Raw genomic sequence first — 21727 nt, 5'->3', positions numbered from 1 at the left:
GGCAAGCCAGCTCTTATCAAACTTAAAATAACTTACTGATTTTAAAGGGTTAAAATTTCACCCTAAAGTCTTGAGTCCTGCATAAACAATTTCAGGCGACCGCATTCTTGTGGCGAGCGGGCTTGTCCCGCGTTGGGCTGCGCAGCAGCCCCAAAACCAGGCGCAGAGGAGTGCCTGATACACCGCATTCGTCTTCATCAGGGGCGCTTCGCACCCCAACGCGGGACAAGCCCGCTCGCCACAGAAGTCCCAGTTTGCTGCGCGACAGCGCTACGTCGAAGATGTGGCGGGGACTCCCACATTCATCCAGTGGTGAATCATGCCGATACCTCCTGGCAGGCCTTGAGCAGCGCGATGGCCAGTGGTGGGAGGGTGCCTTTAAGGGCCGCCCGCTCCGGTTGGAACAAGGTGGCGACAAAAAACGGATGGCCTTCCAGCTCCAGTGCTCGCAGGTCGCCGGTGGCGTCATGGCCGGTGGCGCGCAAGGCGCCTGCCAGCAGCGCGCTTTCAAAGTCAGGGTTAACGCCGTAGCGGCAGCGGTAGCCTTCATGGATATCAAGGGTGCCGTAGGCCTTGGCGATACGCGAGCCTTCGCGCAGGTGGATGCTGTCGGTGGCTTCAACCAGAGCACAGCTCAGGGGTGTGAGGACGGCGCGCGGTGCGTTGGGCGCCAGTTCACCGTGTTCAGCATCGGACCAGCCCAGAACGTTGCGGGCATATTCCAGCACCGCATGTTGAAAACCGCCGCAGGTGCCGAGGAACGGACGTTGTTGTTCGCGGGCGTAACGGATGGCCAGAAGCGCGCCGTCCAGGTCGCGGTAGGGGCTGGCGGGGATGGCCCAGAAACCATCGAAGGCCTGTAATTGCTCGGTGGACTTGATGGTGTCGGTGGTCAACCAGTCAAACTGGACCGTCAAGCCCAACACTTCTCCAGCCTGTTGCAGCGCCACAGGAATGGCCTGATGGGCAGTGACTTTTGGGTCGTGATCGCCGATCAGGCCCAGGTGCAGAGAGGTCTTTTTCATCGCGTGTTCCCTATGGCTTGTTGAGTCCAGGTGCTCACTATAGATTGGCGTTCACGCAATCTATATTGGCGCTTATCCATATGCTCAATGCAGCCACGCACTATCGAATCGACTACCCTGACCTTTCGCTGGTCCTCGCCCTGGTACGCGGCGGTACCCTGGCGCGGGCAGCAGGGTTGTTGCGGGTCGATGTGTCCACTGTGTTTCGCGCGGTGCGGCGGCTGGAGGCGGCCTTGGGCCAGACCCTGTTTGAAAAAGGCCGCAGCGGTTACTTGCCCACGACGCTCGCCACCACCTTGGCCGAACAGGCAGAGCGTGCCGAACAGGCGCTGGATGCCGCACGTATCGGGGTGGAGCAGGGTGGCGAAGTGATCAGCGGCACCGTGCGCCTGACCTGCACCGACTCCGTGCTGCAAGGCCTGCTCCTACCGGCCTTGGGACAGTTCATGCCCAACTACCCGGCGCTGACCCTGGAACTGAGCACCTCTAACGATTTTGCCAACCTCAGTCGGCGTGATGCAGACGTCGCCTTGCGCCTGACTACGGCGCCGCCGGAGCATCTGGTGGGGCGGTGCCTGGGCACGGTGTCTTATCGGATCTGTGCCAGCGCCCGTTATGTGCAACAGCATGCAACCGATGATCTGACGGCCTTGGCGTGGATTGCCCCGGATGACTTTTTGCCGGATCACCCCACCGTCGCCTGGCGCCGTCAGCACTTGCCCGGGGTCGTGCTCAGTTATCGCTGTAACAGCATGCTGTCGGTTGCCGAGTTGGTGCGGGCGGGGCTGGGTGTGGCGGCGTTGCCGGATTACCTGCTGGGGGAAAGTCAGGGCCTGCTGCCGTTGGGGCCAGCGTTGGCAGGGCATGACACAGCCCTGTGGCTGCTGACGCGGCCCGATTGCCGGGCGCTGCGCTCGGTGGTGACGTTGTTTGATGAGCTGGGGCGGCATGTGCGGTTGCCGCCTCGCGGGAATTAGGGCTTGCGCACGAAGTGATCATGCATTTCCGAGGTCAGGCCTTCAATACGCTCAGTCAGCTGCTTGGTCATCTCGGTCAGCCGGGTGTTCTGCTCCAGCAGATCCATCAGTTGTCGCGTGGTCTGCGCCGCCTGGGCCTGGCGTTCGGTGTTAGCAATGGCCAGGGCCTCACGGTGCTGTGCATCGGCATCGGACTGGGCCTTGTCCCGGGCAGCCTGGCGGGTTTGGGCCAGTAGAATCAGCGGCGCGGCGTAGGCCGATTGCAAGCTGAACGCCAGATTGAGGAGGATGAATGGATAGACGTCGAAGTGAGTGATGCCGGTCATGTTGAGCACGACCCAAAGGATCACAATCGCCGTTTGCGCACCCAGGAAGGTCGGCGTACCAAAGAACCGGGCGAAGGCTTCTGCTTTCAAGGCAAAGGTGTCGTTGCCAAACGTCGGCCCAAGGTGGGCATGGGCGCGGTGAAACCGCAGGTGGTCGACTTTGCTGGCGGGGGCTGCTTCAGGTTTGTCTGGGGTCATGGCGGGCTCGAGTCATCGATCTAAGTAACACAGTGAAGCACTATAGACCGAGCCTGACACATGAAGATTCCTGTCGCCGGCACCGGCAACTGCGCCCTTCATCGACAGCGGTATCTACACAACTTTGAAAACTTGGCTTTCTGCCTCGGCAGCGGATACAGGGGCTGTGTCGATCCTGTAGCCGCTGGCGCAGCCTGCGATCGGCTGCGCAGCAGTCGCCAGTCTCTTGAAATTGCCGAAGGTCCTTCGGCCCTTATCGCAGCCTCGTGCCTCGGCAGCGGCTACAGGGCTTTCAGGGGATTGAATAAATGTGTCGATACCTATGCCTTCATCGGACGAGATGTCGTGAAACGGACTTCAGGCGGAATGGGCGATCATGTACTCGTCGACGTTGACCCGATTGCGGCCGGTGTCCTTGGCGGCATACAGCGCTTTGTCCGCAGCATTGAGCCACATCGCGGCGTCAGTGAAGGCCGGTCGGAAGGACGCCAGGCCGATACTCAGGCTGACCCGTAGTTCGGGGATTTCGGGATTGCGGTAGTTGCTGAACACTTCCCGCATACGGTTCATGATCAGAGCCGCCTGTTCCAGCGGTATATCCGGAAGAATCACACAGAACTCGTCCCCTCCGTAACGCCCGGCCAGGTCGTTTTTCCGCAGGTTGCTTCGTAACTCCAGGCTCAACTGGCGCAGTACCGCATCGCCGATGATATGTCCGTAGGTGTCATTGATCTGTTTGAAGTGGTCGATATCGATCAGGGCGATGGTGGCCTGTGTGTGTTGTTGCTGGCACTTGTGAAACTTCAAGTGCAGCAAGTCTTTCCAGGACCCGTGGTTGAGCAGGCCGGTCAGGCTGTCGGTGCGGCTCAGGGCGCTCAAGGCGCGCTTGTGTTCCGACAATTTGATCGCCAAGCGATAGCAGACCATACCCAGTACCATCGGGTAGAACATCAGCATCGGCAGGCAAGCGTAGACTTCGGTGCGGCTGACATCGCCGTTGAAGCTGACGCCGAATAATAGCCACGCCAGGCCGACGCCAACCACTTGAGCCATTGTGCCGCGGATAAACATGCGCTTACCGCCGGAGGCGAAGTTGTTCATGACCATCATCGACAAGATGGTCACGGCCGTCAGCGGTGTGAACTGCGTGGCCGCAGCCCAGAACCCGCCACACAGCGAGTCGTACAGTATGTTGCGTCGTTCAGCGTGGTAGGGGAATTCGGAGCGAGTCGAGAGCTGATACGCCAAGTGCGGCCAGACAAACCCGTTGAATATCAAAAAGCCCCAAACCCAGTCTGGCATCTGCAGCGGGTACAGGGCAGCAGCGACACTGAAGCAGCCGATGCCCAGGCCGATGATCCTTGGCCTGTAGATACGTCTGGCAAATGACAGCCCTTTGCCTCGTTGGTTTTCCATAGATTCCTGGGTCAGATGTTCTTTTGCGGATACGAAGGTGTGCGATATCGGGAATACCAGGGGGCGGATAGTGCCGGTGAATATTGTCAGTTATTCACGCCGGAATAATCAGTGTCCTTCCAGGCCATTTGCGTCGCAGACGGCCGTAATAGAGCAAAAACGACACGCCGATGTCGTACCGGCAACAGGATCTGTGGAGGAGGAGGCCGAGCGTATCAGCGCTGGTCGACGATCTCGTAGCCGGCCAGGAACAGGTCCATTGCCGATTCGATGACGCTGGCTTGGGTGGCGGCGTCAAGGATGGGCTGGCCAAGGGTGATCTGCGGCCAGAATGCGAAGGCCTTGAGCAGGCTTTGCACCTGGTGGGCAGCGAAGCAGGGGTCTATGGCCTTGAGCCGGCCATCCTCTTGGGCGGCGCGTACCCACAAGGTGAAACCTTCTTCCCGTTCGCTCAGGCGGTTGACGATGTCCTGGGCCCGTTCCGGGGAGTGGATGGTTGCGGCAATCGCCACGCGGGCCAGGTCGAGGAAGTTGGTGTCCGACATCATCTTCATTTTCGCCTCCAGCAGCACACGCAACTGGTCGCGCAAGGGATGCACGCTGTTGTAGCTGACGTCCAGTTGCGCCACGCTGCTGGCCCACAGCTTGTGCAAGATCTCGGTGAACAACTCTTCTTTGCTCGGGAAGTGGTTGTACACGGTGCGCTTGGACACGCCGGCGGTGGCGGCGATCTTGTCCATGCTGGTGACCTCGAAACCGTTGTCGCGAAACTCGGCGATGGCAGCCGCCACAATGGCTTCGCGTTTACGGTCGGTGAGGCGCAGGGGGGCGGTCATGGGTCGCGTTCGGCTCTTGAGAGAAAATTACACTCAGTAGTTTACTTGCTATAGATTTTGTTGCAATCTTGAAACTACACTGTGCAGTGTAGTTGTTGACCGACATGTCGGCAGGAGTCACTCCGTAATGGCCACAATCTCAACCCGTCTCGACCCTTCTTCAGCGTCCAAACGTTCGGAACCGCAGCCAGGTCACTTCAGCAATGGCACCCCGGTACCGCATGGGGGCTTTGGCAAGACCTTGCAGATCTTCTGGAAAATGCTCTTCCATAAGCCCCGCAGCACACGGCCTGTGGGCGAGATCCCGGTGCAGCCGCTGACCCGTGAGCAGTTATTTGCTGCCCCTGATCACAGCATATTTCGCCTTGGCCACTCCACGGTCTTGCTGAAAATGCGCGGCAAATTCTGGCTGACCGACCCGGTATTCGCCGAGCGCGCATCGCCCTTCAGTTGGGCCGGCCCCAAGCGTTTTCACCAGCCTCCTATCAGCCTCGAAGAGCTGCCGCCGATTGAAGCGGTGATTCTTTCCCACAACCATTACGACCACCTGGACCGCAAGGCCGTGGTGCAACTGGCCGAGAAGACCCACCATTTCCTGGCGCCGCTGGGGGTGGGTGACACGTTGATTAAGTGGGGTGTGGACGCCAGCAAAGTGCGGCAACTGGATTGGTGGCAGGGCACTGAAGTGGACGGCATCCGCTTTGTCGCCACCCCGGCCCAGCACTTCTCCGGGCGCGGCCTGTTTGATGGCAACCAGACCTTGTGGGCATCTTGGGTGATGATCGATGGTGCGCGACGGATCTTTTTCAGTGGTGATACCGGCTACTTCGATGGCTTCAAACGCATCGGCGAACAGTACGGGCCGTTTGATCTGACCTTGATGGAAACCGGTGCTTACAACGTCGACTGGCCCCACGTTCACATGCAGCCCGAGCAAACGTTGCAGGCCCATATCGACCTCAAGGGGCGCTGGTTGCTGCCGATCCACAATGGCACCTTCGACCTGGCGTTCCATGCCTGGCACGAACCCTTTGACCGCATCATGGCTCTGGCTTGGGAGCGCAATGTGTCGATTGCCACGCCGCCCATGGGGCAGGCGTTCATGCTCAATCAACCGGAACGCGGGCAAGCCTGGTGGTTGGAGGTGGAGCACGTCAGCGGTGAGGGACGTGTCAGCGGATGATGGCTATTCAGCTACTGGCGCTGCGATGAAGAAAAGGCAGTTGCAAGGTGTTTCCGGCCTGCGACAAGCGTGAGAAAAGGATGCAATCATTTCTTGAAAGGGTCATTTCGAGGAGTGAGCGTCTATGGACGAGAAGTGTAGGAAAGCCATATCAGTGGGTGCGCCGTGTGTGTTCAGGTCGTCGGTGCCTGGGACGGACGCTGTTCCCGGATCTTGCGACCCCGTAACGGGCAAGGTCGGTGAGGCTGGTTCGGCGCGACTGGTATTTGGTACCCAGGGCGGTGGTGCGATTGTCGATTCGAGTTCCCATCAACATGGCCTCGATTTTGGTGCTGATCACCGGGGGTATGGGCCCAGGTTCGACATCCCGGGACCTATGATGCGTACCGTGCGTGATCCCTCGCTTTCACTGATAGCGTCGAGCGAGGTCGACCCCGAAGGACCGGTGATGGTCGAGATCCCTCCGGTTACCGACGCCGGCTACTTGAAACATAATCTGTCGCTGGCGGGCAGCCGTATCGGTTTTGCCTGCGAGTACGTTTCAGGCGATGTTCGGGAGACGATCGAGCACAGCGCACATTTTGCCCTGGTACTGAATTCGCTGCGAATAGCAGGTGCGCAATTGGTGCCGGTGCATGCTCTTCTGGTGGATGACACGCGTCATTTCACACTTGATTTGAGCAATGAGATTAACGACCGAGTAACGGAAAATCGTCTGGACATGTTGGTCTCTGATGCAAAAAGCGCCGCTTTTCATCGGGCCGCCACTTCCGGTAATCCAAGCGTGTGTGTGCCCACCGGTACGGATTCCGATGGGGCTGCGACTTCTGTCTGGTTCTACGGGGCCCATTGGGCCGGTAACCGCTTGGCGGCGCTGGTGCAAGGCTGTCAACAGGTGTTGTTACAGACTTGAGTTCTCGACGGTTAACGTTCGGCGCGAAACCTGGAGGAGGGCGCGCATCACCCGGTCATTCGACTGGACTCTACGCCCCCTTCGGTTGAGGTATTGCTGGGTCCATTGACGCCGTTGTCGAGTCCATAAACCGGGCGATAATCCCTTTGAAGGCCGGCTCCGTGGTGGTCGCGCAAGCCCGCACACTCATGCCCCAGCCCGGCGCAAATCCCGGGAAAAACACCAGGCCTTCGGCCTCCAGGCGAAATGCCAGGGTGAGGTGGGTTTCGTCACTCACCTCGGCATGGCTTTCAAAGCGTTGAAGGGTGATGGTATCCACCCCGGACTCACGGGAGAAATCTTCCCGGCTCCAGCCCAGCATCGCGCGGGCCTGGACACTGTGCCGTGGGGTGAATTGATGAAGGACGATTTGCTGTTCTACGGGGCTGCTCATTGCCAGAGAGGACATGGGTTTTCTCCAGAGTTCGACGAGGAGGACAAACTATACTGTGTTTTTGTACAGTTGTTTTGACCGCTCATCAACTCGTTTTTTTTCGGCAGAGCTGCGGTTGATGCTGCTGAGCAGGTGGAACTGATGAAACCTAGGCTTCCAGGCCCGGCGCCTCGCGAATAATCAGGTGATCCAGGTTCTCGATATCGGCGCTGAATACGCCGAATGTCTGCTCGGGGTTCTTCTTGCTCGGCACATGTTTCAACTCCGGTGTCACTCCATAGAAGAAGCAATATAACGGCCGTTCACTGCCCACTGCGGCCTTGATCTGCTCCAGGAACGCCTTGCGCTTGCGGTAGTTCTCGATCAATTTTTTATTCAGGTAAACGTTGACCGAGTAGGGCTTCTTGTCGAGCCAGACTTTCTTTTCGAAGTCGATACGCAAGCTACTGGTGTAGTCCTTGATCTCCTTGATCCGGCCCCAGTAGATCAAACCCTTGTTGTCCTGCAAATACTCGATCTTCTTGAAAAAAGTCCAGTAGGTCGCAGTGGTCTCACCTATCTTCAACGGCATGCCCTTGAGCTTGTCCTTGTCGTCGATGTTGGACACGTAGCATTCCACCGGGTGGGCGAAGACACTGGTCTTGTCCGGAGTGGTGTCGCTGGAACTCCGGGATGTGTTAGTGCGGACTGAAGGTGTTTTCGGTAGATCCTGTAAGGCAACGGCCTCGGTGCCTGGCACAGGTGTTTTGCGTTCGTACTCACGCCGCGTCAGGACAAATTCCGACGGGAAGTTTTCCTCACGTTCGTCCTCGGTTTCAGCCGTGCCCGCCTTGTGACTGGCGTAGCGGCAGCCGTCGATATGGTGAGTGCTGGGGGTGTTCTTGAAGTGCGGCGTGCGCCGGTAATTGACGTTTTTCGCGTTGAAGGTGGTCAGCACATTGCTGGCCGCGAACGCCGCCCGGCATTCATCGTTGGGGCAGAGGAAACTGTCCTTGTCGGAGTCGAAGGCGGTGGTTTCGTCGAAATTCAGGTCTCGCACGTCGTAGATCGACAGCTTGTCGTCGAGATTCAGGCTGTAGGCCGTGTCGAATTTCATGGGGCTCGGGTCCGTGAGAGGTTTCGCTATTGTAGCCGCAGTCTCGCGTGCTCGGCAGCGGCTACGAAACACAACGTCCCACCCACCGCCGTCAGCCCGCTCAATACATAAAACATGCTCGCCGGTGCCGCGTTGATCAGCAGGTATCCGCAAATCACCGGGCTTAACGCCCCGCCAAATGCCGCCAGGTTCTGCGCACCGTAATAGCTGCCGCGCAGCGCGTCGGGAGCGATGGTGTCGATAAACAGGAACTCGGAGGGATAAATGATCATCTCCCCCAAAGTGAACACAAACATCGCGATGCACCACGACACCAGGCTGTCCGCCATGCTGAAGCCGATCAACCCGGCAATAAACAGCGAAGTGCCCAGCACGATCCAATACCGCAGCTGTTCACGCTTGAGAAAACGACCGATCTGATACTGCATCAAAATTACCGTGATGGCATTGCAAGCCAGCACGGCAGAGAGAATTTTCAGCGCGTTCTCCGGCTTGTAGGCCACCAGCAAAAACTGTGACAGATACAGGGTATAGCGCCCGTGGACAATGGTGCTCAACAGGCTGCCACCGGTAAACAGAATCAACGTGCGATCGTTGCGCAACGTCCGCAGGGTGCTGAGGAAGCTCAACGGTTTGTTGCTGTCGTCGCGTTGGGTCGGCGGGATGCCGATCATCAGGAACAGGCTGCCAAAGGCAATCGCACTGGCGATCAGAAAGGGCGCCAAGGGAAACTGGCCGGCAATCACCACGCCGAGCATGGGGCCGGTCGCATAGCCGACATTGGTCAGGGTATAGCGCAGGGAAAATACCTTGGCCCGCTGGCCCACCGGCAGGTTCTCGCTGATGATCGCCTTGGAGCCAATCAGGAACAGTGCCGAGGCCGCTTCGGTGATTACCAGGGTTAGGGTGGTCAGGTACAGGTTGCTGGCAAAAGTCAGCAACAGAAAACCGATGGAGCTGGAGAGCATTGCCAGGATCAGCAGCTTGCGCTTTTCCAGGCGGTCGATGATGTAGCCGCCGTAGAGCCCGAGCAGCGTAGCGATGAAGACCGCGATGCCCATCAGCAAGCCGATGTCTTGCTGGTTGAGGCCCAGGCGTGTGCTCAGTAAAAGGGCCAGCAAGGGGCTGGTCATGGCGCGGCTGACGACGATCGTCACCGAGCAGATCATCAGGCGGCGGATTACCAGGGAGTAGGTGGCCACGGTGGGGCGAGTGTCCTTATTCTTGGGGCTGACTACGATCTTTCATACACAACATGTATCCCAGTGGGCGCGAGCGAGCCGCGAAAACGGGTTGTAGCCGCTGCCGAGGCACGAGGCTGCGATGCGTGTCCGCAGGACCGCCCATAGGGGCCGCTGCGCAGCCCATCGCAGCCTCGTGCCTCGGCAGCGGCTACAACCCGCAATCGCGGGCAAGCCCGTCTCCCACAGGGTTATGCGTTGTTACTGGCCGGCATTGATGGTGATTTTTTCCACCGCACCCTGCTCAAGATCCCACTTCTTCAGAATCTTGCCGTACGTCCCATCATTAATCATGGCCTGCAACGCCTCACTGATCGCCGTCACCAGCTCGGTATTGCTCTTCTCAATCCCCAACCCCGTGAACTGCTTGGAAATCGCTAGGCCCACCGGCTTGTACTTACCTTTGTCCAGCGACATCAAGTAAGGAATGGTTTCGCTGCCCTGCATCGCTGCATCCAGACGATTCTGCTGCAATTGCGCACGGGCATCCGCCGAGCCTTCAGTACCGATCACCACAATGGCCGGCTTACCGGCGGCTTCACAGTTTGCCTTGCTCCATGCGGTAATTTCTGACGGCCAGGTAGTCCGTCGGCTGGTGCCAACTTTTTTGCCACACAGATCGGTCAGCTCCTTGAGGTCTTCACGCTTGGCCAACGTGTACAACTGCGGGCCGCTGGTGAAGTAGTCAATAAACGTCACCGACTTTTGCCGCTCGGCGGTGTCAGTCATGCCCGATAGCACGATGTCGACGCGCTTGGTGGTCAAGCCGCTGAGCATCTGTTCGAAACCAGTCTCCTGCCACTTGATCTTCACCCCCAGGCGTTCGGCCAGGGCGTTGCCCAGGTCAAAGTCCAGGCCGGTGAGTTTGTTGGTGGCGGTGTCCTTGAAATCCATCGGCGGGTAGTTCGGCACGATGGCCGCGCTGATCTCACCCTTGTCCTTGATCGCTGCCGGCAATGCCGCCAAAACCGAAGTGGAGGCCATCAGGCCTGCGAGCAACAATGGAAGTGTCAGATTTTTCATGGGGGCGTTCTCGTTAGTTTTTTAGTTAAGTGCGAACGGCAGAAATAAAGCTTTGGGTACGCGGGTTTTGTGGGCTTATTAGAATTTCTTCCGGGCTGCCGGCTTCCACAATCTGGCCGGCATCCATAAACACCATGCGGTTGGACACTTCGCGAGCGAAGCCCAACTCATGGGTGACCACAATCATGGTCATGCCGGTGGTGGCTAAGTCGCGCATCACCGACAGCACTTCTCCTACCAGCTCCGGGTCGAGGGCTGACGTGGGTTCGTCAAACAACATCAGCTTCGGCCGCATCGCCAGCGCACGGGCGATTGCCACGCGTTGCTGCTGCCCGCCGGACAACTCCACCGGATAGGCATTGCGCTTGTCCGCAAGACCGACGCGGGCCAGTAGCTCCAGTGCATCCTCAATGGCTTCCTTGGGCGAGCGCTTGAGTACCTGGCACGGGCCTTCGATGATGTTCTGTAACACAGTCATATGCGGGAACAGATTGAAGCGCTGAAACACCATGCCGGTGGCCAGTCGCTGACGAGCAATCTGCGATTCATTCAACTCGTGCAGCTTGTTGCCGACGACCCGGTAACCCACCAGTTCGCCGTCGACCCACAGGCCGCCCTTGTCGATTTTTTCCAGCTGATTGACGCAGCGCAGCAAGGTGCTTTTGCCGGATCCAGATGGGCCGATGACGCACAGTACTTCGCCTTGCTCGACTTCCAGGTTGATGTCCTGCAACGCGTGATACTGGTCGTAATACTTGTTCAGGTTGACAGCCTTGACGATGCTTCTCATAGGGCAAATCTCCTCAGTCAGGGCTTACGAACGCTTGCCGGCGCCGCGGGCAAAACGACGCTCAAGGCGGCTCTGACCGAATGAAAGAACCGTCACCACCGCCAGGTACCAGATGCCGGCAACCATCAGCAACTCCATGACCCTGGCGTTGGCGTAGTAGATGTTTTGTGCGTTGTGCAACAGCTCCGAGTACTGGATCACACTGGCCAGGCTGGTCATTTTCACCATGCTGATGAACTCGTTGCCTACAGGCAGAATGATCACCGGCATCGCCTGGGGCAGAATCACCCTACGCAACGCTTGCAAGCTCGGCATGCCGATCGACTTGGCGGCTTCATACTGGCCGGTGTCCACCGACAGCAGGCCGGCACGTACTACCTCGGCGGTGTAGGCCCCTTGGTTGATACTCAAGCCGAGGAGGGCGGCCACGAACGGCGTCATCAGGCTCACAGTATCGATGCTGAACAGGCCGGGAATCGCGATCACCGGAAAAATCAGCGCCAGGTTGAACCACAGCAGCAGTTGCAGAATCAGCGGCGTGCCACGAAACAGCCAGGTGTAGGTGATGGCCACGTAACGCAGGATCGGGTTGGCTGACATGCGCATGATCGCGGTGATTACCCCGATCACCACCCCCAACGCCATGGCCAGGATCGACATGATGATGGTATTGACCAAGCCCCAGATGATTGCCTCGGACGTGAGGAACTGGCCGATGTAGGACCATTCGATCTGACCGTTGGCGAAGGCCCGCAACAAGGCGGCTAGCGCAATCACGATCAACGTGGCAAAAAACATCCGCCCGTAATAGCGACGAGGCACGTGCTCATACTGCGTGATATCGAACTGGTTCTCGGACTGTTGGCGCTCGGCCAGCAAACGCTCTGCCGGGGTTTGGTTCATGGTGATTCTCCAAAACTAATAAATCTCTAACGGCTGTACTCGGTCCAAATGTGGGAGCGGGCTTGCTCGCGAAAGCGCCAGCCCGAACAACACCTGTCTTGCAGACCTAAATCCGAAACCCCTGATAACTCTCAGCCCACTTCTGCTGCCCAGCCAGCGCCACCTTCAACCGCCCAATCTGCTCTCTAACCCGCTCCGGCGCCGTGCCACCCCAACCACTGCGCGCCGCAATCGCCGCTTCCAGGGTCAGGCAATCACGCACCTGCGGCGTCAACCGCGTATCCACCTCTGCCAACAGCGCCGGCGAGGCTTCCCATAATTCAATCTCATGCTTCTCACAGGCCTGCACCAGTGCGCCTGTAATCTCATGCGCCTCCTTGAACGGCACACCGCGCATGGCCAACCAATCCGCCACCTCCGTCGCCAAGGTAAAACCCATCGGCGCCTGACGCCGCAGTTCTTCCACCTGCACCTTCATCGTTGCAACCATCCCGGCCATCGCCGGCAGCACCAACAGCAACGTATCCACGCTGTCCAACACGCTGTGTTTGTCTTCACTCAAATCGCGGTTGTACGACAGCGGCAGCGATTTGAGCGTCGACATCAACCCAGTCAAATTGCCAATCAACCGCCCAGCCTTGCCCCGCGCCAATTCGGCAATGTCCGGGTTCTTCTTCTGCGGCATGATCGAACTGCCCGTCGCGTAGGCATCATCCAACTGCACCCAGCGAAACTGTCGCGACGACCACAGGCAAAACTCCTCCGACAGTCGCGAAATATTCACCCCGAGCATGCCTGCCACAAACAGAAACTCCGCCACATGGTCACGACTGGCGACAGCGTCGATGGAGTTTTCGCACGGCCCGGTGTAACCCATCTCCTTGGCCGAGTATTCCGGCTGACGCGCAATCGCCGAGCCGGCCATTGCCGCTGCGCCTAATGGCGACAACGCCGTACGCGCATCCCAATCCACCAGACGCTGCACGTCTCGCAGCATCGATTGCGCGTGGGCCAGCAAGTGGTGGGCGAAGACGATAGGTTGCGCCTGCTGCAAATGGGTAAAACCGGGGCAGATGCTCTCAACATGCTGCTCGGCCTGCTCCACCAGCGCCTGCTGCAAACCCAGTACCTCAGTGGTGATGGTACGCGCGTGGTCCCGTAGGAACAGTCGCAGATCATTGGCAGTCTGGTCATTGCGCGAACGCCCGGCCCGCAACTTGCCGCCCAGGGCGCCCAAACGCTCGGTCAACACCCGCTCGATGAAGGTGTGCACGTCCTCGTCATCCAGTGTCGGATGCAAGCGGCCAGCGGCGAAGTCTTCACCGATCCGGTCCAATGCTTCCAGTGTGCGCAAGGTTTCCGACTCATCCAGCAACCCGGCCCGCTGCAACTCACGGGCATGGGCCCGGGAGCCGGCCAGGTCGTAAGGCGTCAGGCGGAAATAGCGCTCAGGACAACGGGACAACGCGGCCAGTGCGGCAGACGGGCCGGTCTTGAAGCGAGCGCCCCAAAGGCGATCGGTGGGCTGAGACATGGGTGTTCCTCACGCTTGTTTTTAGAAGAGTCGGAGGCAGTAGAAAAGTAAAAAGTCCTGATCGGAGTGTCAGGTTTTTTAGGGCGTTAAATCAGCCTCTGTGTGCTGTTCAACCCGCTATATTCAAGGTTGCCAAGGGCGGATGTTTATGTTCATTATCGCCGCCTGGCTATATTCAAGGACTGGGTTGAAGCCTGTTGAATATGGCACTTGAGGTCAACGCGTATTATGGAAACTCCACTTTCCACTTCTGGAAACATACCGCCAAAACCCGGCACAAGACCGCCGCTGCAACTGAGCGGCCTGGACTTCAAATTGCTCCGGGTATTTATGGCCGTGGTCGAAGCCGGTGGCTTCAGCGCCGCGCAAAACGAGCTCAACGTGGGCCTGGCCGCCATCAGCAAACAGATCTCCGACCTGGAAATCCGCATCGGCATGCGTCTGTGTACACGGGGTAGAGAAGGCTTTGGCCTCACCGAAGAAGGCAAGCTGGTGTATCAAGCGTGCATCGAGTTATTTACCTCGGTAGACAGCTTCAGAGACAAGCTTAGTTCGGCACAAAATGAACTCATCGGCGACCTGAGTGTGGGCGTTATTGATAACACTGTGTCCGACGTTAATTCCCCGCTAATTGCTGCCTTGGGAAAATTACATAGCGAATCGCCAAAAATAAGATTACGCCTACATGCCTCGCAATTGGACGAAGTTGAACGAGGCGTCGTGGAAGGGCGGCTAATCGTCGGCATCGTCCCGGTGTACCAGCGGCGTGAAGAATTCGACTACTTCCCTCTGTACGAAGAAAAGTCCCACGCCTATTGCGCCGTCGGACATCCGCTATTTGAAGCACGCGATATCAACGCCGACGTCCTGCGCCAACATGAAGTGGTGAATCACCGGTATGCGATCCATCGTGACAAGGCCAACTTCGTCAGCTACGACAGCCAATCAGCGTCTGCTTCACAGGTTGAAGCGGTCGCCATCCTCATCCTCACTGGCCGCTTCCTGGGCTTTCTGCCGGAACACTATGCCGCGCCGTTGGAGAGGGAAGGGCGCTTGCGCGTGTTATGCCCGGAACAGATACACCTGAGTACGCCGTTCAACCTGATCCTGCGCCACAACGCACCGAGAAGCCCGTTGGTCAAAGCGTTCGCGACGGCATTGGGTGTGAATTTGAAAGCGATTAGCTGATCTGCTTTTATGGGTTCATACAAACCTGACGGCAAACACAAAACCTGTGGCGAGCGGGCTTGCCCGCGCTGGGTCGCGAAGCGGCCCCAAATCCTGCCACTCGGTTCTAACTGGAGAAATGTGGCCACTCTCAATAGGGGCTGCTGCGCAGCCCAACGCGGGCAAGCCCGCTCGCCACATAGAGCTTGTTAGCAGCGCATCAACGCTGCAACTTACCCAGCTTCTTCTTCGAATGAAAATGCCGAAAATGCGCATCCTGCGCCGCCGCCAACAACTCCCGATCCCCGCGCGTATCGCCCCAGGCCCTGAGCCGATACTCCCCCAAGTCCCCATACACCGTCTCAAGCCGCAGCACCTTGTTCTCACACCGGCAATTATTCCCCGTGAGCTTCCCCGTCAACACACCGTCCACCACCTCAAGCTCAGTCCCGATCAACTTGATCCCAAGCCGATCCGCAAACGGCTGCAACACCAACGCCGGCGACGCCGAACACAGCGTCACCACCGCCCCGGACTTCACCTCATCGGCCACCGATTGCAAGCCGGCTGGCCGCATCAACTTGGGCCAATACGCCTGGCAATATTCCTCGGCTTTGCGCTGGACCCACGCCTTTTCCACGCCGGTCATAAAGGTGCGGATCAACTGCGCCTTGAGTTCATCGCGGCTCATCTGACGGATAAGAAACCTCGCGCCAGGTACTGTTAGTTTCAGCATCCTGCGGCTGAACTCCCCCCACCCAAAAGCAAACCTCAGGAAGGGCACAAAACTGTCGTGGTGGGTCAGGGTGCCGTCGAAGTCAAAGACGGAAAGTACTTTGGCATCCAAGGGGCCGGCTTCGAGCATGTCTGGATTCACGGGCTAGTCTCGGTCCTATCTACTATTTTTTAGAATGCATCAGATGTGACCGCAGGAGCTTACTCCGGTATCAATCTAGTGATTTTGGAGTAAAGCCCTTTGGTGAAAACATCCCGGTCACTCGACCGGTGACAACGCTGATGGCAATTGGGGCACAAGGCTACAGCATTGGTAACGCAATCCGAACCCTTCTGGGCGAGGTGCTTGACGTGATGTACTTCAAGAAATGGCTGGCCGTTGTCTAGATTAAACGGGGCCTTTACACCGCAACCCTCGCATCTGCCTTCCGCCTGCTGACGTACCCAGGCCCGGACTACCGGATCGCGTACGTAAGATGTGCTGGTGGTACTGACCTGTTGCGGAACGGCGATACCTTCAGGTTGGGCCTTGATAGGTTTGCTTTGAAGCTTTACTGCACGTCGCTCCAGTAACTCTTCATCAAACGTGGGGGCAACGTCTTGATTTTCAACGATGCCGCGCTGTGCCAGCATTCGACGGATGCGAGAGACAATTCCTGAACCGACATTTTTTGCTGCGGTATAACCGCCAATCGGCGTCTGATTTAGCGTCTCAAATACGGCAGAAATATTGCGCATGCGATAGTCGACCGACGCTGAGGAGCGAGAACTCAAAGCGCCAGCGCGCAAAAGCGCGTGTTCGGCTGACTTTTTAAACGGCTGGCCAGCATTCTCCAGCTTCAACATTTTCAGATAAGCGTCGACGGAAGCTTCAAGCTCCTCATCGGTCCATCCGGTATTACCTTTTTGTGTGTCCATACAGCCGCCGAGGGTAGAAAACCCTCGGACGATACTGAGTGGCCATTATTACGTCTACGAAATTTCCTACTCATCTATAGGACTTTGCGTTCAACGAATACAAAAAAGCCCTGAGCAAGTCAGGGCTTTTTAGGTCGGCCGAGCTATCAGCTCAACCCTGGAAAATGCTCATTGGCTGAAGGATCAATCCCAGCTAAGCGCACCACCGGTTTGATACTCGATCACACGAGTCTCAAAGAAGTTCTTCTCTTTCTTCAAGTCCATGATCTCGCTCATCCAAGGGAACGGATTCGTCGTCCCTGGATACTCTTCCTTCAACCCAATCTGCGACAGGCGACGGTTAGCGATGAACTTGAGGTAATCCTCCATCATCGCCGCATTCATGCCCAACACGCCGCGCGGCATGGTGTCACGCGCGTATTCGATCTCCAGCTGAGTCCCTTGCAGGATCATCTGGGTCGCTTCTTCTTTCATCTCGGCATCCCACAGGTGTGGGTTTTCAATTTTGATCTGGTTGATCACGTCGATACCGAAGTTCAGGTGCATCGACTCATCCCGCAGGATGTACTGGAACTGCTCGGCCACGCCGGTCATTTTGTTGCGGCGGCCCATGGAGAGGATCTGGGTGAAGCCGCAGTAGAAGAAGATGCCTTCCAGGACGCAGTAGTAGGCGACCAGGTTGCGCAGCAGTTCTTTATCCGTCTCGACGGTGCCAGTTTCGAACTTCGGATCGGAGATCGAACGGGTGTACTTCAAGCCCCAGGCTGCCTTTTTGGCGACCGATGGGATCTCGTGGTACATGTTGAAGATCTCGCCTTCATCCATGGCCAACGATTCGATGCAGTACTGGTAGGCGTGGGTGTGGATCGCTTCTTCGAAGGCCTGGCGCAGGATGTACTGGCGGCACTCCGGGTTGGTGATCAGGCGGTACACGGCCAGCACCAGGTTGTTTGCGACCAACGAATCGGCAGTGGAGAAGAAACCGAGGTTGCGCATGACGATGCGACGTTCGTCGTCGGTCAGGCCTTCGGGGGTTTTCCACAGGGCGATGTCGGCGGTCATGTTGACCTCTTGCGGCATCCAGTGGTTGGCGCAGCCGTCGAGGTATTTCTGCCAGGCCCAGTCGTACTTGAAGGGCACGAGTTGGTTGAGGTCGGCGCGGCAGTTGATCATGCGCTTTTCGTCAACGGCGACGCGGGCGGCGGAGCCTTCGAGTTCTGCGAGGCCTTCGGCGACGTCGAGTTTGTCGAGGGCGGCCTTGGCGCGCACGATGGCGGCGGAGTCACTGGCGGTGACGGCGCGGGCTTCGATGGCGGCGGCAGCGCCGGCACCGTCGAGGCGATCCATGTTGGCTTCGGTGGCGTGGCCGGCGTTGGCGCCTTTGGCAACTACTTCGCCGTCTTCTTCTTTGTCGAATTCGTCCCAGCTCAGCATGACGTGTCGTCTCCTGCGTGAGGGCTCAAGGGTGCCCGTGTGAAACCGGATGGTTGGGTGTTCACACGGCCCAAGGGCCGCGGTGGATCTTTAAGGAATCGTTTGTTGCAACAGCTGACGCAGGCATTAAACGGAATTTGGTCACGGGGTCCTGCGTGAGGCTTGAGGGGCGGAGCGTGTGTTGCTTGCTCCTGCGGGGCCTCAGGTCTGGCTCTTCGTCCCTGTAAGGGGATATTGCAGGCCCGATATACCCGCGCATTATAGGGAAAAAAACATCTTTGTGTTGCGGCGGATGGCCTCAGTCGCCGGCCAAAAAGCCACCTTTGCAGGCCAAGCCGCGGGTTTGTTGGGGTTTGCCGGGGTGGGATTTTTTTCGGGAAGCGAGGAGGGGAAAGGTGGGGCGTGTCAGGTGTCGGATTCTTGGCCGCAAGAACGATTTCTTGCGGCGGATAAGATCAGGTTTGGTTTCAACTAACGAAGTTACGAACCGTTAGAGCAGCCATTGCCCATGATCCTGTAATTAAGAATATGTCGTTGGCCTTGGTGATCTTCATATTCCATACGCGCTGGTACAACTTCACATACATCCGGGATATTGCTCATGGACACTACGCGGGCAATGTCCAGGTCAGTGTCGTACGTGTAATCCTCAACAGTAGCGGTGTTCTGGCTGGCTACCTCGGTCGGGATCTCGTCGGCCAGGGCGGCGGTAGCGCACAAGCTGCTGAGGGCCAATACTAATAAAGCTTTCATTTGACTATTTACCTTTTTTCGGTCGAAAGGGGTCACGGGGCCCTTGTGAGGCCACGTGTGTAACTGGATTGGAAAGTTCGGATTAACGTGCCTTCGTGGGGGCTGCAACTTGGTTAATCACGGTGCCTTGGTTGGCAGAAGTGATTTTAGGCCTGCGGGTTTAATTCATATACCCGTGCTTTTGATAAACACTATTGGCCGATCCTGTAACAATCCCGACACTCAGGTTTTTTTCAAACGCCGCAAACCAGCGTAGGCCGCGGGCCAGAGCGGCGTCGAGGTATAGCTGGGCAATTTGTAGGGGCTTGTTACTACCATCGTCGAATGGTTCTATAGGCCCGGCCCGGCTACAACAGGGCCATACAACAACAACTATGTCACCGAGGTAAGAAAGATGAGTGCGGCTTCTCTGTACCCCGTTCGCCCCGAAGTAGCAGCCAACACGCTGACCGACGAGGCGACCTACAAGGCCATGTACCAGCAGTCGGTGGTCAACCCCGACGGTTTCTGGCGCGAGCAGGCTCGTCGTCTTGACTGGATCAAGCCTTTCACCACGGTGAAGCAGACTTCCTTCGACGATCATCATGTCGACATCAAATGGTTTGCCGACGGCACTCTCAACGTTTCCTACAACTGCCTGGACCGTCACCTCGCCGAGCGTGGCGATAAGGCCGCAATTATCTGGGAAGGCGACGACCCTGCCGAAAGCCGCACCATCACCTACCGTGAACTGCACGAACAAGTCTGCAAGTTCGCCAACGCCTTGCGCGGCCAGGATGTACACCGCGGCGACGTGGTGACTATCTATATGCCGATGATTCCCGAAGCCGTGGTCGCCATGCTGGCCTGTACCCGGATCGGCGCGATTCACTCGGTGGTGTTTGGCGGTTTCTCGCCAGAGGCCCTGGCGGGTCGGATTATCGACTGCAAATCCAAGGTGGTGATCACCGCCGACGAAGGCTTGCGTGCCGGTAAGAAGATTCCGCTGAAGGCCAACGTCGATGACGCTCTGACCAACCCTGAAACCAGCAGCATCCAGAAAGTCATCGTGTGCAAGCGCACCGGTGGCGACATCAAGTGGAACCAGCATCGCGACATCTGGTACGAAGACCTGATGAAAGTGGCGGGCACCGTGTGTGCGCCGAAAGAGATGGGTGCTGAAGAAGCACTGTTCATCCTTTATACCTCCGGCTCCACCGGCAAGCCCAAGGGCGTGCAGCACACCACCGGCGGCTATCTGTTGTATGCGGCGCTGACCCACGAACGTGTGTTCGACTACCGCCCGGGCGAAATCTACTGGTGCACCGCCGACGTCGGCTGGGTCACTGGCCACACGTATATCGTCTACGGGCCGCTGGCCAATGGCGCGACCACGCTGCTGTTCGAAGGCGTGCCGAACTATCCGGATATCACTCGGGTGGCGAAGATTGTCGACAAGCACAAGGTCAATATCCTCTACACCGCGCCAACCGCGATCCGCGCGATGATGGCTTCGGGTACCGCTGCTTGCGAAGGCGCTGATGGTAGCAGCCTGCGCCTGTTGGGTTCGGTGGGTGAGCCGATTAACCCGGAAGCGTGGGACTGGTACTACAAGAACGTCGGCCAATCCCGTTGCCCGATCGTCGACACCTGGTGGCAGACCGAGACCGGCGCCACCCTCATGAGCCCGCTGCCGGGTGCGCATGCGCTCAAGCCTGGCTCGGCTGCACGGCCGTTCTTTGGCGTGGTGCCGGCGTTGGTGGACAACCTGGGCAACATCATCGAAGGCGCTGCCGAAGGCAACCTGGTGATTCTCGATTCGTGGCCAGGCCAGGCACGTACGCTTTACGGCGACCATGACCGTTTCGTCGATACCTACTTCAAGACTTTCCGTGGCATGTACTTCACCGGTGACGGCGCCCGTCGCGATGAAGACGGCTACTGGTGGATCACCGGCCGGGTGGATGACGTGCTTAACGTGTCCGGCCACCGTATGGGCACCGCCGAGATTGAAAGTGCCATGGTTGCCCACCCGAAAGTCGCGGAAGCGGCGGTGGTGGGGGTGCCGCACGACATCAAGGGCCAGGGCATTTATGTCTATGTGACCCTGAAAAATGGTGAAGAGCCGACTGAAGCCTTGCGCCTGGAATTGAAAAACTGGGTGCGCAAAGAGATCGGGCCGATTGCTTCGCCGGATGTGATCCAGTGGGCACCGGGCTTGCCGAAGACTCGTTCGGGGAAAATCATGCGGCGCATTCTGCGCAAGATTGCCACCGCTGAATATGACGGGTTGGGGGATATCTCCACCCTGGCGGATCCGGGTGTGGTGCAGCATTTGATTGAGACCCACAAGACCATGAACGTCGCGTAAGGCGGGTTCGTGGGATGAAGCCCCATTCGGTGTGAGCCGGGTGGGGCTTTTTTGTGGGGCTTATCCCGATATTGCTGGCGGAGCCGCCCTCTGTAGCCGCTGGCGTAGCCTGCGATCGGCTGCGCAGCAGTCGCCAGTCTCTTGAAGCGGCCGAAGGTCCTGCGGCCCTTATCGCAGCCTCGTGCCTCGGCAGCGGCTACAGGGGATGTGTCGATCATCTGTAGCCGCTGGCGCAGCCTGCGATCGGCTGCGTAGCAGTCGCCAGTCTTTTGAAACCGCTGAAGGTCCTTCGGCCCTTATCGCAGCCTCGTGCCTCGGCAGCGGCTACAGAGGATGTGCCGATCATCTGTAACCGCTGGCGCAGCCTGCGATCGGCTGCGCAGCAGTCGCCAGTCTCTTGAAGCGGCCGAAGGTCCTGCGGCCCTTATCGCAGCCTCGTGCCTCGGCAGCGGCTACAGGGGATGTGCCGATCATCT

20 protein-coding genes are annotated in these 21727 nt (G+C 58.1%); 5 read left to right on the top strand and 15 right to left on the bottom strand.

Annotation, left to right across the window (positions count from 1 at the left end):
* Positions 1-317 precede the first annotated feature (317 nt).
* Positions 318-1025, bottom strand: a complete 708-nt coding sequence (locus tag J7E41_RS18625) for a CTP synthase C-terminal region-related (seleno)protein (RefSeq protein ID WP_214995008.1) — start codon at positions 1023-1025, stop codon at positions 318-320.
* 17 nt (positions 1026-1042) lie between these two features.
* Between J7E41_RS18625 and J7E41_RS18620 the strand changes: the two genes are divergently transcribed.
* On the top strand, positions 1043-2002 hold the full coding sequence (locus tag J7E41_RS18620; protein ID WP_214995006.1) for a LysR family transcriptional regulator: 960 nt from the start codon (positions 1043-1045) through the stop codon (positions 2000-2002).
* Here the strand turns inward: J7E41_RS18620 and J7E41_RS18615 are convergent.
* The 3 genes from J7E41_RS18615 to J7E41_RS18605 form a co-directional block, all read right to left on the bottom strand.
* Complete coding sequence (locus J7E41_RS18615) at positions 1999-2526, bottom strand: DUF1003 domain-containing protein (RefSeq protein ID WP_214995003.1); 528 nt, start codon at positions 2524-2526, stop codon at positions 1999-2001. The two genes, J7E41_RS18620 and J7E41_RS18615, sit on opposite strands and share 4 nt — an antisense overlap.
* A gap of 357 nt (positions 2527-2883) precedes the next feature.
* Positions 2884-3942: a diguanylate cyclase gene (locus tag J7E41_RS18610; RefSeq protein ID WP_214995001.1), complete on the bottom strand. Its 1059-nt coding sequence runs from the start codon at positions 3940-3942 to the stop codon at positions 2884-2886.
* A 215-nt stretch (positions 3943-4157) separates the two neighbouring features.
* Positions 4158-4778 (bottom strand): TetR/AcrR family transcriptional regulator, encoded by a 621-nt coding sequence (locus tag J7E41_RS18605; protein ID WP_214994998.1) that lies wholly within the window; start codon positions 4776-4778, stop codon positions 4158-4160.
* 127 nt (positions 4779-4905) lie between these two features.
* On the opposite strand from J7E41_RS18605, the gene J7E41_RS18600 reads away from it, so the two are divergent.
* Positions 4906-5961: an MBL fold metallo-hydrolase gene (locus tag J7E41_RS18600; RefSeq protein ID WP_214994996.1), complete on the top strand. Its 1056-nt coding sequence runs from the start codon at positions 4906-4908 to the stop codon at positions 5959-5961.
* Positions 5962-6340: 379 nt separating this feature from the next.
* Positions 6341-6874, top strand: a complete 534-nt coding sequence (locus tag J7E41_RS18595; protein ID WP_214994994.1) for a hypothetical protein — start codon at positions 6341-6343, stop codon at positions 6872-6874.
* Between the two features lie 70 nt (positions 6875-6944).
* On the opposite strand, the gene J7E41_RS18590 is transcribed toward J7E41_RS18595, so the two are convergent.
* The 7 genes from J7E41_RS18590 to argH form a co-directional block, all read right to left on the bottom strand.
* A complete protein-coding gene (locus tag J7E41_RS18590) occupies positions 6945-7322 on the bottom strand; it encodes a helix-turn-helix transcriptional regulator (protein WP_214994992.1) in 378 nt (125 codons plus the stop codon).
* A 133-nt stretch (positions 7323-7455) separates the two neighbouring features.
* On the bottom strand, positions 7456-8403 hold the full coding sequence (locus J7E41_RS18585; protein WP_214994990.1) for a hypothetical protein: 948 nt from the start codon (positions 8401-8403) through the stop codon (positions 7456-7458).
* Between the two features lie 26 nt (positions 8404-8429).
* The gene (locus tag J7E41_RS18580; protein WP_214994989.1) at positions 8430-9605 is read right to left on the bottom strand and encodes an MFS transporter; all 1176 of its coding nucleotides are present in this window, start codon (positions 9603-9605) and stop codon (positions 8430-8432) included.
* 240 nt (positions 9606-9845) lie between these two features.
* On the bottom strand, positions 9846-10667 hold the full coding sequence (locus J7E41_RS18575; RefSeq protein WP_214994987.1) for an ABC transporter substrate-binding protein: 822 nt from the start codon (positions 10665-10667) through the stop codon (positions 9846-9848).
* A gap of 25 nt (positions 10668-10692) precedes the next feature.
* A complete protein-coding gene (locus J7E41_RS18570) occupies positions 10693-11457 on the bottom strand; it encodes an amino acid ABC transporter ATP-binding protein (protein WP_214994986.1) in 765 nt (254 codons plus the stop codon).
* 24 nt (positions 11458-11481) lie between these two features.
* A complete protein-coding gene (locus J7E41_RS18565; protein ID WP_214994984.1) occupies positions 11482-12360 on the bottom strand; it encodes an amino acid ABC transporter permease in 879 nt (292 codons plus the stop codon).
* A gap of 106 nt (positions 12361-12466) precedes the next feature.
* The gene (gene argH, locus J7E41_RS18560; protein WP_214994982.1) at positions 12467-13894 is read right to left on the bottom strand and encodes an argininosuccinate lyase; all 1428 of its coding nucleotides are present in this window, start codon (positions 13892-13894) and stop codon (positions 12467-12469) included.
* Between the two features lie 228 nt (positions 13895-14122).
* Here argH and J7E41_RS18555 point away from each other — a divergent pair, with 228 nt between their 5' ends.
* Positions 14123-15082, top strand: coding sequence for a LysR family transcriptional regulator (locus tag J7E41_RS18555; protein WP_214995364.1), 960 nt, complete (start codon positions 14123-14125; stop codon positions 15080-15082).
* Between the two features lie 199 nt (positions 15083-15281).
* Here J7E41_RS18555 and J7E41_RS18550 read toward each other — a convergent pair whose 3' ends face one another.
* The 4 genes from J7E41_RS18550 to J7E41_RS18535 form a co-directional block, all read right to left on the bottom strand.
* Positions 15282-15926: an HAD-IB family hydrolase gene (locus J7E41_RS18550; protein ID WP_214994980.1), complete on the bottom strand. Its 645-nt coding sequence runs from the start codon at positions 15924-15926 to the stop codon at positions 15282-15284.
* Between the two features lie 71 nt (positions 15927-15997).
* Entirely contained in the window at positions 15998-16714 is a 717-nt protein-coding gene (locus tag J7E41_RS18545; protein ID WP_214994978.1) for an HNH endonuclease, read from the bottom strand.
* 183 nt (positions 16715-16897) lie between these two features.
* Positions 16898-18148 (bottom strand): ribonucleotide-diphosphate reductase subunit beta, encoded by a 1251-nt coding sequence (locus J7E41_RS18540; protein WP_214994976.1) that lies wholly within the window; start codon positions 18146-18148, stop codon positions 16898-16900.
* Positions 18149-18628: 480 nt separating this feature from the next.
* Positions 18629-18901 (bottom strand): DUF2790 domain-containing protein, encoded by a 273-nt coding sequence (locus J7E41_RS18535; RefSeq protein ID WP_214994974.1) that lies wholly within the window; start codon positions 18899-18901, stop codon positions 18629-18631.
* A 394-nt stretch (positions 18902-19295) separates the two neighbouring features.
* On the opposite strand from J7E41_RS18535, the gene acs reads away from it, so the two are divergent.
* On the top strand, positions 19296-21251 hold the full coding sequence (acs, locus tag J7E41_RS18530) for an acetate--CoA ligase (protein WP_214994972.1): 1956 nt from the start codon (positions 19296-19298) through the stop codon (positions 21249-21251).
* Positions 21252-21727 lie beyond the last annotated feature (476 nt).

The sequence above is a fragment of the Pseudomonas fluorescens genome (assembly GCF_018614655.1).
Lineage (GTDB): Bacteria > Pseudomonadota > Gammaproteobacteria > Pseudomonadales > Pseudomonadaceae > Aquipseudomonas > Aquipseudomonas fluorescens_BX.
This window is presented reverse-complemented; position numbering and strand designations above follow the sequence as displayed.